Source organism: Clostridium sp. JNZ X4-2 (assembly GCF_054889485.1).
On record NZ_CM142685.1, the window covers coordinates 406,018 to 418,701 of the forward strand.

The following is a 12,684-nucleotide window of genomic DNA, read 5'->3' on the forward strand; positions in this document are numbered from 1 at the left end:
TAAAAATATGGGATTGAGATAGGATATGCGGTAGGTAAATTACTAAATTGTGAAGTACAATATTTTATAAAAAGGTTGTATAGAGTAGTTAGTTACAGCAAATGCAAAAACTATTGTAAAAATTAAAACACAATAGCTAATAAAAGTATAGTTATAGGCAAAAATTTAAATATAATCAACTTATTATATTTAAACCATAGTATAATATAAATAAACTAGGGCAAATTTTATAAGGTCCAGTAGGAGGTGAAAATTGTGGGTGGCCAATATAAATTATTTAAAGTATTTGAATATCAAAAAACATTAAAAATATTAAATGAACTATTTGACAAAGAACAAATACTAAATATAAATAATAAATTAATAGGAATATATTACGATTATAACAAGAATCAATATATGGATGTTCTTAGAAAAGTAAATAATTTAAATATAGGCCAAAAAATAATCACTTCTAGAACCTTTATAAAGATGTTGAAAATTTGTATAGAAAAATGTTATTTTGTAAAAAGAATGGAGACTATTGAATCATTGCCTAAAGATATACAACAGTTTATTGATGATAGTATTGAAAGTATAAATGCTGGGAATGAGTATGGTTGTAAAACAGCATTAACTAATACAGATAAAGCAAATTGGTTGAAGTATACTGAGTTAGTTGATTCATTTATAGATAAGTTAAATTGGTTGAGGTATGCAGATGGAATAGATGTTAAATCTCTGGCTTTTAGAATAAATAATAAAAAAAATATAAAAGTAGGTGTTAGTGTATACAATAATGGGGTTATATCTTTAGATAACGATAGTATTCTTAGCGAAGTAGTAGAACTAATAGATAAAATAATGGAATAAGGATAGTTCAAATGGTTAATATAATTAAATTCAGAAATTTGATAACTGAAGTTTTGAAAATTTTATCACCAGTATATAGTGTTATATTAGTATATTTTTTAAATATAATGCCAGTATCATTTGCAATGAATTTATTAAAAATAAAAAGTAAATCTAATATTGCTCCTACTATAGAGGTTACTGTTACTACTGTAGTTGTTTCGAGTATAGTTACATTAATGTTTAATAAATTTTCTTTCAAGAATTTTTTTATGATTGAAATATATGATAATTTTAGAGAAAATGAATTAACTCTTCCTCTTGGAATGTATGGGTCTAAATATTTAGATAAAAAATATAAATTATATATTAAAATAAAATCCAAGTATAATAGTTCATCCTTAAGAAAGTTTATGGAGTTTCAAGACGATTTATTTCTAAGAGTATGTTTGCCAAAATGGGTTTCTTATGAAGTAGAAAATAAAGATGATTTGGGAGAAGACGTTGTAATAGAGAAATCTAAAGAAATATTTTATATAAATGTATCAAAATATATGGGTGATGTAAGTGCACAAAAAGAAGCATCTTTCAGAGTTGTACTAGAGCTTATTTCAAATTCATTAGAAACAAGAACTAATGGACAAGTAATTGCTAAATATTGTTTGATAAAGAGGAATAGTAGCCATTGCAAAATAATTTCATTTATTTTAACAATTATAAAGTTTATAACTATTTTTTTGAAATTTGATATAAAATATGATGATAAAAGTATTTCGACAAAATGAATAATCATTGGAGGGGTTATATGGATAGTTTTTCAGTATGGGAATTTAATGAGGTAAAACAATTAGAAACGGCACAAAAAAAGATTAGTGACAACAAAAACATAAGTGAAGAGATAAAATGGGATGATGAGCCACTTAATATGGAAATTAAGCAAACTAGTGATGGTGATGATTTTAGTGAAATTAAAACTTTAAATATTAACAATGAAACGATAAAGTATATTTCGTTTGCAGTTTCTGTTGATAAAGCAAAAAATGTAATGTCAACTGAGAAATGGTATTTACCAAATGGTGATCTTAGACCAAGAAGTGAAAGGGTAAGAACTATAAATTCAGACACAATATTGTTTGAAAAAGATAGTAAGATGTATGGAATATTTTTTTCAGGAGTTACTATAGCAAAACAGATAATATCAAAATTATTTCCCAAAACAAGTTGGGGGAAAATTTCCAAATTACAATTAGGAATAGATGACGATATGTTGTTTTGGATGTTTAAAAGTTTTATAGATTTTGAATCAAGACAATTATCTGATAATGTACCTATTTCCATAACGGCAATAAGAAGTTATTTGGCTAAGACGAGAGATACACTTAATACATTAAGAGGTAAAGGTGAAAAAATTTCAGCTATATTAGGAACTTTAGCCTTTCTTTTTAATAACGACAAATTAAAGTCAATTAGTCCTGAATTGCAATATAATGGGGAAGTTATTGTGACTGAAATATCTTTAAATGGTACATATAAATTAGATCAAAGTCAATATGATGGACAGTTTATTTCTTTAGAAAAAAATGAAAAAAGAAATGCTATAGTAATATATCTAATTATAGTTTTATTGCCTAAATTAGTTGAAGCATATAGAGAAAATAGAAATAATGGTGGATGGTCAATGGAATTAAAAGTTGATTTTATAAAAAGGTTAGGTGTTATGATAAAAGAAAACGTTGATTCCGAGCTTGAAAGGATGAAAACCTATGGATATAATGAAAAAATAAATTTTATAGATGAAATTGAAACTCAAGATTCAAGTGATAATTTGGATGATGAATTGGAACAATTTGAAAAAGATCTAGAAGAATTGGATGAATAACAAACGGATATTTTGCCCCTCTTTTTGCCCCCTATAGTTTGAGATAATCAAGTATGGGCAGGCATATACTAAAAATTAAAATGGCTATATAGTAGGGATTGAGGGGTATTAAAATTATCAAAATGTGCCCCTCGAAAATCCAGAGGCCGGGAGTTCGAATCTCCCTGGGTGCACCAGTATCAATGCTTTCACCATATCGTGAGGTCTTTTTTATTGCCAAATAACACAACCGTCATAAAAATATATAAACACAAATCATTTAACCTATCTACAGCTTTAGTTATGAGATACAGAAAATCCAAGTTTATTTCATACTGATTTTTTTCATTATTAAAATTTGTAAAAATATCGGAAGTATAACTTGAGAGCAAAAAATACACTGCTTTTTTTCATATTGTCAGGATAATTTCTTATAAGCTTTTCAATATTTTGCTTTGAAAGATATTTAGAAAAATACTCAAAGTTAATTTCATCTATACTTGCAGAGTCAGTTTTACCAAGCAGGTAATCTGTAGGAATGTCAAAATGGGGAATCTATATGATTAAAGAAAGGCTAAATGAACTTCCAACGCTTATAACTGTAAAAAAATAGTATAGATACTTAGGATAGAAAGAAGTACTGCTAACAAAATTATTTACAGGGAAAACCTTACTATAATTATGCTTAAATCCAGGAGGACAAGGATACTTAAAGAGGAGTTGATTAACTGGTTTGAAAATAATACAGGCAAATATAAATTTAATGGGTAGAAGAGGCATTATTATTTAGGAGGTTATTATATGCCTATCTTCTGTGAAGATACCTAACTTTTAGCTGGGTGACTTTAAAATTTCATAATGTTTACAAATAGTTAACCAATATGACATTAAGACGTAACAAATACTATATATACTTATAAGTGTTCTAAGGAAATAATCCCTTAGTTTACATAGATGAGTCATAAATTAATATCCCTTTTGAGATTTAAACTATAATTAGTGCCTGCGGTTGCAGGGCACGATAAACTTAAGTGCAACCTTCAACAGATTCTTAATTAAATTGTTATCCCCTTGAAATTATATTGCAGAGTAGGCATCCTAAATGGCGGATGCTTATTTTGCGTAAAGGAAATGCACTAATAATATTGTATTTGAATATAATAATTGAGTAAACAATAAAATGAAAGATGATTAAGATGAAATGTGCTTTCTATAATAATTTATGGGATAATTATTGGAGGCAATACCGCATAATTGCTGAAACAGCTATACAAATTGCATTGCAAAGAGTACCAGGGCAAGTATTAAGGGTTGAAGTAGATACTGAAGATGGTTTATTGGTATACGAAGTTTACATTAGAACTACTAATGGGATAATATATGAAGTTACAATAAACGCTAATACAGGAGAAATACTTGATGTAGATAGGGAAAACGATTAATAAAAGAGCTCATAACAGAGCCCTTTTATGATATTGAAAAACTTATGCACTATGACTGCTGTCGGAGTGTAAAGGGTGCTATTAGGACAGTGAGGTAAATTATAGTGTTGAAGAGAAGGTATTAAAGTCATAAACAAAGAAAAAGTCCAGGGGTGAAAGTCCCTGGAATGAGGTTTATTACAATATAAGTTTAAATACTGAGGATTCATCATCCCCAGTATAAAGTAAATACCAACATATTAAAGAACAAATATCTTGGGTTATATGAAACTTTAAATATTTTAATATCTTAAATAAATTGATATCCTTATGTGAATAGGATGTGCAGAATTCAAGTTATTATTCTGGTAATTTTAGGAATCATGCCATTGAAGTATTAATGTATTTTGTAATTATATATTTGATATTTAATATGACTCAATCAGCAGTGAGCAAGAGAAGATACGGACTGATTAAAAGTATTGCCCATTGGGAAGCTTGGGTTAGTGCAGTGAATTGATATCTTTTATAGGATATCTGGATTTTAGCTGGGCATCATTAAATTTCATAATGTTTACAAATAGTTAACTGATATGACATTAAGACGTAACAAATACCATGTATACTTGTAAGTGTCCTAAGGAAATAGCCTTAGCGAAATTGAAAATAATAAATTTACATAAATGAAAAGAGTAATGGTAATTACCAAACTGGTGTCTGCGGTTGCAGGGCACTATAAACTTAAATGCAACCGCCAATAGACACTATATAAAATTGTTATCCCCTTTAAAATTATATTATACTGTAAAGTAGGCACCTGTCATTTAGGGTGCTTATTTTGCGCATACAGCAGATAAAAAGTCTTGAAATCAGTATATTTTAAATTTTTAATTGTGTAAATAATTTCAGCAAAACCAATGGAGAAATTATTCTGATTTTTATATAATTTTTTCTTTAAATTACCCTCCTTTATCAAAAGAAATTTTTTAGCAGATATATAGTTAGGTCAATAAATAATACTTAGGTACCTAAAAAAAAGTATTGACAGTTATAAAATAAATTGTTACACTAAAATAAGTTAGGTACCTAACTTTAAATTATATAAAAGATTATATTGATTATATGTATAAATAAGCCATGGCAACAGGCTTATAGGAAATATTTAGGAGGGGTTTTATATGTCAAAAACGAATTTAAATAATTTATACCGCGCTCTGCATCGGTTAAACCGACAGATGCACCGCACAGCTCATGGTGGGATTCACAGTAAAGGGGGTTTTCACCATGGACAGGCTAATTTACTCACTCTCATTCTTAAAAATGATGGAGCCAGTCAAAGAATTTTGGCAGAACAGTTAGATGTAAGACCATCTTCAATGACGGAAATGCTGTCAAAAATGGAGCAGAGTGGTTTGATTACACGAAAACAAGGTAAAGATGATCAGAGGGTAATGCACATTTATTTGACTGAAGAAGGAAGAAAAGCTGCTAAGGAAATAATTGAGAATACTAATGCATTTACAGAATCAATTTTCAGTGCTCTTACAGAAATTGAAAAGGAACAAATGCTTGCGATTACAGAAAAGCTGTGTACAAGTTTGGAAGCAATGGATAAATCTGATGAAGAAATGCATCAGGGACATGGTGAATTTCTCCATGATCACCATTGCCATCATAGAAGACAATACTGTTTACATGATGAAAAGCAAAGACACCATTATTGCAATGGACATCACAGTGACTATTTTATTTAATATAAAATAAGAGTGAGCATTAAAATGATTAATATAGAACAGAATTCAATAAAAAAATTCGAGGAATTGTTTAAAAAAAGGGGATATAAGTTTACTGAACAGCGAAAAATTATATGTAGCATAATGATAGAAAATTCAAGAAGGCACTTAAATGCAAGGGAAATATGTGATATGGCTAAAAGGAAAGGGCATACGATAGGAACTGCTACTATTTATCGTACTCTTTTAATTATGGATGAATTAAGGATTACCACAAGTTTTAGCAAAAAAAACGGCACCAATAAATATGAACTATATGAACTAAATACAGATGGGGAAATGTACAAACATATTCATCTTATTTGTATGAACTGTGAAAAAATTATAGATATAAATGAAAAATTATTTATAGAGAGTTTGATGGTCAGGATTCAGGAGAAATATAATTTCAAAATAGAGGATATGCAGATTGAATTCTATGGAATTTGTAAAGAGTGTGGACAAAAAGATGCCCTATAGGTATTGTTTCATTCTGGGAGAAGGACGAATGTCAATTACAGCAGATCCTTTACAGCTGATTTTCAGCAAATTATTGATTTATAAAAGTTCAACATATGAAAAAAGTTTTGTATTATATTTGACATACAGATGATCAGAAAATTTTCAACCAAGCATAATATTTTATTCAACCCTCAGCATATCTTTTACTAAAAGCATATATTTTTTTATTTTAAAGTTGAGGGGGTAATATTATAATGAAAGAACAATTATTAAGTTTGCTGGTAGAATTTATTCTGGGTGTAGTTGGAATTATAGGAAGTTATGTACTTAAGAAAGTTTCGGATGTAGTGGAAGAACAGAGACAATCCCTTATAGCCAGGAAAGGTGTAGATGATTATAATCATGCACTTACTGTGGCAAAGGGAATGTATTATGTTTTGGAAGGTGAATTTAATTCTGTAAAAAAATCAGGAGATACCAAGAGAAATGAAATGAATAAAAGGCTGCTGCAAATATCACCAAACCTTACCCAGTACGAATTGGATGCCATAAATAAACAGGTATGCAATACTGCAAATAAGGAAATAGACCAGCAATTGTTTCAGCTTGCAGAGTTGAAAGAAACACAATCCAGAGTGTGGCAGCAGCTGACGCAATTGCAGCAGGAGAATATACGGCTGAAGCAGACTATAGCTAATATACAAAAGCAATAAGCAATAAGTTAAGAATGGAGATAAGCATATATTTGTGGTAAAATTAAATAAAACACCTGAAAGGAGTTGGCTGATATGTACAGGGAATGGTTAGAAGTTTTAGAGAAGGGTAAAGGGGAAGTGGAAAATAAGCTTAATGAATTATTCAGGCAGGTGATTTTAAAAGAACATGAAAAAGGAAAAGAAGGAATATTAACCATTGATACCCGGGGAAATATTGATATATATTTTGAAAATAAAGAATATGTATTGAAGGAAGTTTCTAAAGGAATTGAATTGGAAATCATTAGAATTGACTGTGATCAATACAAAAATTTAAAACGTAAGGAAGATATTGAGCAGAAAATGGATTATTTAAAAAACAAAGTTATACCTGATATTATAAATAAACTGTATGAAGATGTGAGAGGATGGGCACTAGAAGAAAGTTAAAAGGATATAGGTGAAAATTGGCTGTGCATTTTAAAAATAGATTATCTTAAAAATTTTTTAAGATAATCTATTTTTATTATTTTTTCTAATTATAGGAATTAAAGTATATAAGAAATATTTCGTTCATTAATTTAAAAAATGTGACATAAATATGTTAATAAGATTATAAAAATTAAATTGTATAAAATAAATTTATATGTTATTATAGACTTGCAATAAGAAATAATATATGCATAAATTACATTTCGATATATATGTAGTAAATATACAAACATAAAAAAATATGAAAACGTTTATCAATATAGTATATTTAAGCATCTGCTTTAATAATCTATTTTTAAATGTATAAATTTTAAGAGATAATTGAATTTTTTATGTCTAAATTAAATTAATATGAAGGTTTTATAGCGAAATAAGAATATTAGTTGGGGGGAATAAATTATGGAATTAAACTTAGAAAAAATTAAAAAGGCTGGAGAAAACATTAAAGATGTAGTAAGAGAAACTCCTCTTTTTTACACAAGCACTTTTTCCAAGAAATGCGGATGCAGTTTATACCTGAAATGTGAAAACAAACAAAAAACTGGAGCTTTTAAATTAAGAGGTGCTTATAACAAATTAGTTAATCTCAGTGAAGAGGAGAAAAAAAGAGGAGTTATAGCTTCTTCTGCAGGTAACCATGCTCAGGGAGTTGCCTATGCATCAACAGCTTTCGGAGTGAAATCTACAATAGTTATGCCTGCTACCGCACCTCAGGCAAAGGTCAAAGCTACCCAGGGATATGGAGCTGAGGTTATTCAGGCAGGTCAGGTATATGACGAATGTTATGCCAAGGCAGTAGAAGTTCAGAAAGAGACAGGAGCTACCTTTGTTCACCCTTACAATGATGTGGATGTAATGGCAGGGCAGGGAACCATAGGTCTTGAAATACTGGATAAATTACCGGAAGCAGATATTGTGATAGTTCCAATAGGCGGAGGCGGATTGATATCAGGAGTTGCTACAGCAGTTAAATCCATAAAACCTTCTATAAGAGTTGTGGGAGTACAGCCTGAAATTATTGCTTCTACTAAAGTTTCCATGGAGCAGGGAAGAGTAGTCACCCTTCCGGGCGCAAAGTCCCTGGCGGATGGTACATCTGTCAGTGCACCTGGAGATAAATGTTTTCAGTATATCCAGAAGTATGTAGATGAAGTGGTATCTGTAAGCGAAGAGGAAATAGCTTTAGGAATGTTTTCATTAATGGAAAGAAACAAATTGATAGTTGAGGGAGCCGGTGCATTACCTGTGGCAGCTTTATTGGCAGGGAAGATAAAAGGAATAAAGAACAGAAATGTAGTGGCATTGGTAAGCGGCGGAAATGTAGATATAGCCAATGTTGCCAAAATAATAGAAAGAGAGTTGGTCTTAATAAATAGAAGAATAAGATTTACTGTGGAAGTTCAAGAAAAAACAGGCACATTGTGCAATTTGGTTTCCAAAATTGAAAAATTAGGGGGGCAGATTGTTACTATAACCAAAAATAACAATTGGAGTGAAAAAGGACTTGATTTTTCCGATGTATCTTTTGAAATAAATGTGGAGTCGGAAGAACATGGAAGAAAGATAATAAGTGAATTGGAAGACAACAGCTATTCATTGGAATGCGGACTGCTGGAGTGCAGCAGAAATCATTGATATAGAGTTTAACGGCAAAATATGAAATGTGATATAAATATCAGGAAAATTATTTTCCTGATATTTTTTAAAAAATTTTAAATTTATTGCAGAATAATAAGTCTCCTGTATTCCTTATTTGATATTAGGTAATAAAATGATTAATAAATGGAGTATCATATAATGCGATAAATGTAATTAATTATTTATGATAGTATAATAGGTGTATTGAGCAAATAAATACAGATCTTATATTTAGAACAAATTTTATATGGTTGTGAACTTGTGCAGTTAGGCTATACCAAATAAAAATGAGGAGGAATAATATTGGCAGATTATAGAGAACTTTGGAGTAAACTTGGAATTGATTTGGAAAAACACGATAAATTGTGTGCCGTACTTCCTGAATTATACGGGGGTACATATCTTACCCAAAAGAACAGGCCTGAGGGAATGAATTATTTTAATTTTGTTGTGGCCGAAGTACACGGCTTGAGAATAAAAGAATTGGACGAGCATAAGAAAAGTGGAGGCAAGGTAGTAGGAACATTTTGTGTATTTGTGCCGGATGAAGTTATATTTGCAGCAGGAGCAATAGGAGTGGGACTTTGTGCAGGATCTCAATTTTGGGTTGAAGATGGTGAAAAGGTTTTACCAAGAAATATGTGCCCTTTAATAAAAGCATTTATGGGAGCAAAAGTGGGAGGAACATGTCCTTATTTTCAATCCTGTGATATGGTAATAGGGGAAACAACTTGTGATGGAAAAAAGAAGGCATGGGAGATATTGGATGATTATGTTCCGGTACATGTTATGGAATTACCTCAGATGAAAAAGGAAAAAAATTATGGCCAGTGGATAAAAGAAATAGAAGAATTTATAAGTAAGATGGAAGAACTTACTGGCAATAAAGTGACAGTAGATACTCTGAGAGAAGGTATAAGAATTGCCAATTTAAAGAGAAAGGCATTGAAAAGGTTGTATGATTTGAGAAAGTATAAACCATCCCCAATAAGCGGATTAGATGTTCTTCTAATATCACAGATTGCTTTTTATGACGATCCGAAAAGATTTGTAGAAAAATTAAATGAATTATGTGATGAATTGGATGAAAGGGTTAAAAATGGAGTGGATGAAGGCAAAAAAAGACTTATGATAACAGGAACTCCCATGGCACTGCCGAATTGGAAGCTTCATTCTATTATAGAAGGATTAAATGCCCAGGTGGTAGTTGAGGAAACTTGTACCGGCACAAGATATTTTGAAAATGAAGTGGATGAAAAAGGAGAAACCATAGATGACTTAATTAGAAATATAGCAGATAGGTATATGAAGATAAATTGTGCCTGTTTTACCCCGAATACAGGAAGAATTGATGATATAATAAAATATGCAGATGAATATAATGTAGATGGAGTAATCGATTTTAATCTTTCATTTTGTCATACCTATGCTGTAGAACATAAGGCTGTAGAGAAGTCCTTAAAGGAGAAAAATATACCTGTTATGCAGATAGAGACAGATTATTCCACAGAAGATTCAGGTCAGATAAAGACCAGAGTGGAAGCATTTTTAGAGATGATTTAGCTTGCTTCAGTATAATTAAGAAGTGTAAAAAATGCCTGTAACTCTTTTTTAAGAAGTGTTATGGGCATTTTAAAAAACTGATTCATATATAAATATAACCATGACAAGGCCTTTGTACCTTGTATATGAGATATTATGAGGAGCTGATGACATGAATAGTATAAGGTATTATATACTATTTCCCTGCCATACGGAAGGTATAAAGATGGAAAAGTTGTTAAAAGAAAATAACATCAAACATACAATTGTACCTACTCCAAGAGAAATTTCATCTTGTTGTGGGATATCTATAATGTATAATAAAGAAGATGAAAAAAAAATAAAAGAACTGATACATCATTACAATGTAAAAACTCTTGGATTACATTCTGTAAACAAAGAAATAGTTAATCCCTATTTATAGGCGAAGGTTTTATGTTGTACCAGCCACAGCTGAAAGTTGTTGTAATGATATGTTCTTGTAGATAAAGGCGGGGTTTTATGACTTACATAGGTATAGATATAGGCTCTACAGCTTCAAAAGTCTGTATATTTCATAAGAAAATTGAGAAGTTATTTGTACTTCCAACAGGCTGGAGCAGTGTTAAGGTTGCCGGTGATATAAAGCTTGAATTAGAAAAGTTCGGGTTAAAGAAAGATAATTGTAAAATAGTTGCCACAGGTTATGGAAGAGTATCTGTGCCATATGCCGATAAAACTATAACTGAAATTACATGCCATGGAAAAGGAGCTTACTATCTTCTGAAAGATGATTGTACAGTAATTGATATAGGTGGTCAGGATACAAAGATAATTACTGTAAAAGGCGGGAAAGTTACTGATTTTACTATGAATGATAAATGTGCTGCAGGTACTGGAAGGTTTTTGGAGCTTATGGCCAATACACTGGGGCTTGAAATAGATGAATTGTGTGAAAAAGCAAAAAGTGGCAGCGGTATAACTATAAGTTCTATGTGTACCGTATTTGCCGAATCTGAAATAATAGGATTAATCAGCAATGGAAGTAAGAGAGAGGATATAGCTTTTGGTATAATAGATTCTATCACAGGTAAAGTGAAATCTCTTTGTCAGAAACATGGAGAAGGGTTCAATTATTTTTTAACGGGAGGTTTAAGCAATAATGAATATATAATGAAAACACTTTCCAAAAAACTTCAGCTGCCCGTTAAAAGTCACAAATATGGTAGATACGCAGGTGCCATTGGAGCAGCTCTTGCAGCTGTGGAATTGAAATCCAATTGGTAAATTGCCCTGGTTATATATGAAATTAAAGTATTTTTTTAATTAGCGGGTTGTCCTGCAATGGCATCAAAGCCATTAGATTTTTGGGCCTTTCCATCTATTTCTATTATAAGCTTATATGGTATACATATGACACTCTGACCCGGCTCCGGTATCCATGCCATTTTCATGCCTATTTTCTGTGGACTGTCTGAATCGGAAATACGTATTCTGACCTTCTGTATCTTGATTTTATTGAAATGGGATTGATTGTATCTTACAGTAAATCCATAAGAATTCTCAACTTTATTTAAGTCAATGCTTTTTATTACGTGAAAAAACTATCGCACTAATTTTTTAGTGCGACAGTCCCATAAAATCAATATGATTTTTATTTTTGCCAAAAGTATTTCCTTAAGACAATTAATATTATATTATTATTTGTCAAAATGCAATATTGTATTTCTGCTGAGAATGTGTTTTATTGGCCCATTAATTGGGATTTAACCTGCTGAACGTCACTGTTGTCGGCCATCATTGCAGGTTTATAGAAACCTTTTGACTGGGCAAGCTTATAGAGCTCATATTGAGATGTCTCACAGTTGTTCCTGATCTGTTGAATTGTTGATCTCAGATTGGGATTAGCACATTCAGCTATTACATTTGCATAAGTTGTTAATTCACCTTTAACCATTGAAAGTGTGTCATTGATCATTACTTTATCTTGCATG

At 30.7% G+C, this 12,684-nt stretch carries 14 protein-coding genes; 12 read left to right on the plus strand and 2 right to left on the minus strand.

Annotated features, from left to right (window positions below; all coding sequences use genetic code 11):
* Positions 1 to 255: 255 nt before the first annotated feature.
* From ACYUJ6_RS02140 to ACYUJ6_RS02195, 12 genes are all read left to right on the plus strand, one after another.
* Positions 256 to 852 (plus strand): hypothetical protein, encoded by a 597-nt coding sequence (locus tag ACYUJ6_RS02140; protein ID WP_461844237.1) that lies wholly within the window; start codon positions 256 to 258, stop codon positions 850 to 852.
* A gap of 11 nt (positions 853 to 863) precedes the next feature.
* On the plus strand, positions 864 to 1,616 hold the full coding sequence (locus ACYUJ6_RS02145; RefSeq protein WP_461844238.1) for a hypothetical protein: 753 nt from the start codon (positions 864 to 866) through the stop codon (positions 1,614 to 1,616).
* A gap of 20 nt (positions 1,617 to 1,636) precedes the next feature.
* The gene (locus ACYUJ6_RS02150) at positions 1,637 to 2,710 is read left to right on the plus strand and encodes a hypothetical protein (RefSeq protein ID WP_461844239.1); all 1,074 of its coding nucleotides are present in this window, start codon (positions 1,637 to 1,639) and stop codon (positions 2,708 to 2,710) included.
* Between the two features lie 1,175 nt (positions 2,711 to 3,885).
* A complete protein-coding gene (locus ACYUJ6_RS02155) occupies positions 3,886 to 4,131 on the plus strand; it encodes a PepSY domain-containing protein (RefSeq protein WP_461844240.1) in 246 nt (81 codons plus the stop codon).
* A 1,157-nt stretch (positions 4,132 to 5,288) separates the two neighbouring features.
* A complete protein-coding gene (locus ACYUJ6_RS02160; RefSeq protein WP_461844241.1) occupies positions 5,289 to 5,864 on the plus strand; it encodes a MarR family winged helix-turn-helix transcriptional regulator in 576 nt (191 codons plus the stop codon).
* A 24-nt stretch (positions 5,865 to 5,888) separates the two neighbouring features.
* Positions 5,889 to 6,362, plus strand: coding sequence for a Fur family transcriptional regulator (locus ACYUJ6_RS02165; protein WP_461844242.1), 474 nt, complete (start codon positions 5,889 to 5,891; stop codon positions 6,360 to 6,362).
* Between the two features lie 236 nt (positions 6,363 to 6,598).
* Positions 6,599 to 7,057, plus strand: coding sequence for a hypothetical protein (locus ACYUJ6_RS02170; RefSeq protein WP_461844243.1), 459 nt, complete (start codon positions 6,599 to 6,601; stop codon positions 7,055 to 7,057).
* A gap of 75 nt (positions 7,058 to 7,132) precedes the next feature.
* Entirely contained in the window at positions 7,133 to 7,489 is a 357-nt protein-coding gene (locus tag ACYUJ6_RS02175) for a hypothetical protein (protein ID WP_461844244.1), read from the plus strand.
* A 441-nt stretch (positions 7,490 to 7,930) separates the two neighbouring features.
* A complete protein-coding gene (gene ilvA, locus ACYUJ6_RS02180) occupies positions 7,931 to 9,166 on the plus strand; it encodes a threonine ammonia-lyase (RefSeq protein WP_461844245.1) in 1,236 nt (411 codons plus the stop codon).
* A gap of 306 nt (positions 9,167 to 9,472) precedes the next feature.
* Positions 9,473 to 10,732 carry a double-cubane-cluster-containing anaerobic reductase gene (locus tag ACYUJ6_RS02185; protein ID WP_461844246.1) on the plus strand — a complete coding sequence of 420 codons (1,260 nt, stop codon included), beginning with the start codon at positions 9,473 to 9,475 and terminating at the stop codon, positions 10,730 to 10,732.
* 151 nt (positions 10,733 to 10,883) lie between these two features.
* Positions 10,884 to 11,135, plus strand: coding sequence for a DUF3343 domain-containing protein (locus ACYUJ6_RS02190; RefSeq protein WP_461844247.1), 252 nt, complete (start codon positions 10,884 to 10,886; stop codon positions 11,133 to 11,135).
* A 77-nt stretch (positions 11,136 to 11,212) separates the two neighbouring features.
* Positions 11,213 to 11,977 (plus strand): acyl-CoA dehydratase activase, encoded by a 765-nt coding sequence (locus ACYUJ6_RS02195; RefSeq protein WP_461844248.1) that lies wholly within the window; start codon positions 11,213 to 11,215, stop codon positions 11,975 to 11,977.
* Between the two features lie 35 nt (positions 11,978 to 12,012).
* Here ACYUJ6_RS02195 and ACYUJ6_RS02200 read toward each other — a convergent pair whose 3' ends face one another.
* Together ACYUJ6_RS02200 and ACYUJ6_RS02205 are read right to left on the minus strand one after the other, a co-directional pair.
* On the minus strand, positions 12,013 to 12,282 hold the full coding sequence (locus ACYUJ6_RS02200; RefSeq protein ID WP_461845413.1) for a NusG domain II-containing protein: 270 nt from the start codon (positions 12,280 to 12,282) through the stop codon (positions 12,013 to 12,015).
* Positions 12,283 to 12,434: 152 nt separating this feature from the next.
* Positions 12,435 to 12,683, minus strand: a complete 249-nt coding sequence (locus ACYUJ6_RS02205; RefSeq protein ID WP_461844249.1) for a spore coat protein — start codon at positions 12,681 to 12,683, stop codon at positions 12,435 to 12,437.
* Between the last annotated feature and the right edge of the window lies 1 nt (position 12,684).

What these genes read in the sequence shown, in the direction of transcription:
- ACYUJ6_RS02145 (WP_461844238.1), top strand. Translation starts at nt 864, where the DNA reads ATGGTTAATATAATTAAATTCAGAAATTTGATAACTGAAGTTTTGAAA.
- ACYUJ6_RS02165 (WP_461844242.1), top strand. Translation starts at nt 5,889, where the DNA reads ATGATTAATATAGAACAGAATTCAATAAAAAAATTCGAGGAATTGTTT.
- ACYUJ6_RS02195 (WP_461844248.1), top strand. Translation starts at nt 11,213, where the DNA reads ATGACTTACATAGGTATAGATATAGGCTCTACAGCTTCAAAAGTCTGT.
- ilvA (WP_461844245.1), top strand. Translation starts at nt 7,931, where the DNA reads ATGGAATTAAACTTAGAAAAAATTAAAAAGGCTGGAGAAAACATTAAA.
- ACYUJ6_RS02205 (WP_461844249.1), bottom strand. Translation starts at nt 12,683, where the DNA reads ATGCAAGATAAAGTAATGATCAATGACACACTTTCAATGGTTAAAGGT.
- ACYUJ6_RS02175 (WP_461844244.1), top strand. Translation starts at nt 7,133, where the DNA reads ATGTACAGGGAATGGTTAGAAGTTTTAGAGAAGGGTAAAGGGGAAGTG.
- ACYUJ6_RS02155 (WP_461844240.1), top strand. Translation starts at nt 3,886, where the DNA reads ATGAAATGTGCTTTCTATAATAATTTATGGGATAATTATTGGAGGCAA.
- ACYUJ6_RS02170 (WP_461844243.1), top strand. Translation starts at nt 6,599, where the DNA reads ATGAAAGAACAATTATTAAGTTTGCTGGTAGAATTTATTCTGGGTGTA.
- ACYUJ6_RS02190 (WP_461844247.1), top strand. Translation starts at nt 10,884, where the DNA reads ATGAATAGTATAAGGTATTATATACTATTTCCCTGCCATACGGAAGGT.
- ACYUJ6_RS02150 (WP_461844239.1), top strand. Translation starts at nt 1,637, where the DNA reads ATGGATAGTTTTTCAGTATGGGAATTTAATGAGGTAAAACAATTAGAA.
- ACYUJ6_RS02160 (WP_461844241.1), top strand. Translation starts at nt 5,289, where the DNA reads ATGTCAAAAACGAATTTAAATAATTTATACCGCGCTCTGCATCGGTTA.